We start from the raw sequence: 1,233 nt of genomic DNA, 5'->3' as shown, positions 1-1,233 counted from the left end.
AGCCACCCGCCGTGCCGTTCTGAATGAGCCGCGCCCATAGCGTATCGGTGCCGGCTGACGTCCCGGCATCGAACACCACATTGGCACCCGACGGCACATTGATCGCCTGGCCTGCGGACTGTGCCACGCCGTTGATCAGGAACTCGCCGCCGGCTGCCGTGCCGTTCGAATCCCACAGCTGCAGCTGATACGAGACATTGCTCGGATCGGACACGTTCACCAGGCTCGAGAGCGCAATCTGCGCACCCGCCGTGGCATTCGGCACGCTCGATACATTCAGCGTCGGCGTCGCCACCGAGACAGAGAACTGCTGCCAGCCACCCGCCGTGCCGTTCTGAATGAGCCGCGCCCATAGCGTATCGGTGCCGGCTGACGTCCCGGCATCGAACACCACATTGGCACCCGACGGCACATTGATCGCCTGGCCTGCGGACTGTGCCACACCGTTGATCAGGACCTCGCCACCGGCTGCCGTGCCGTTCGAATCCCACAGCTGCAGCTGATACGTCGCATTGCTCGGATTGGACACGTTCACCAGGCTCGAGAGCGCGATCTGCGCACCGGCCGTGGCGCTCGGCAGGCTCGAGACATTCAGCGTCGGCGCCGGCACCGAGACCGCAAACTGCTTCCAGCCACTCGCCGTGCCGTTCTGAATGAGCTGCGCCCACAGCGTATCGGTGCCGGCTGACGTCCCGGCATCGAACACCACATTGGCGCCCGACGGCACATTGATCGCCTGGCCTGCGGGCTGCGCCACGCCATTGATCAGGAACTCGCCGCCGGCCACCGTGCCGTTCGAATCCCACAGCTGCAACTGATACGTCGCATTGCTCGGATTGGACACGTTCACCAGGCTCGAGAGCGCGATCTGCGCACCGGCCGTGGCGCTCGGCAGGCTCGAGACATTCAGCGTCGGCGACGGCACCGAGACCGTAAATTGCTTCCAGCCACTCGCCGTGCCGTTCTGGATGAGCTGCGCCCACAGCGTATCGGTGCCGGCTGACGTCCCGGCATCGAACACCACATTGGCGCCCGACGGCACATTGATCGCCTGGCCTGCGGGCTGCGCCACGCCATTGATCAGGAACTCGCCGCCGGCCACCGTGCCGTTCGAATCCCACAGCTGCAACTGATACGTCGCATTGCTCGGATTGGACACGTTCACCAGGCTCGAGAGCGCAATCTGCGCACCGGCCGTGGCGCTTGGCAGGCTCGAGACACTCAGCGTCGGCG

General features: G+C 65.3%; 1 protein-coding gene. It reads right to left on the bottom strand.

Going from position 1 to position 1,233, the window contains the following annotated elements; all coding sequences use genetic code 11:
- Positions 1-1,233: hypothetical protein (locus FNJ47_RS46130; protein WP_163163431.1), on the bottom strand; the 1,233-nt coding region annotated here is incomplete at both ends.

Origin of the sequence: Bradyrhizobium uaiense (assembly GCF_010811875.1) — a bacterium.
Lineage (GTDB): Bacteria > Pseudomonadota > Alphaproteobacteria > Rhizobiales > Xanthobacteraceae > Bradyrhizobium > Bradyrhizobium uaiense.
This window is presented reverse-complemented; position numbering and strand designations above follow the sequence as displayed.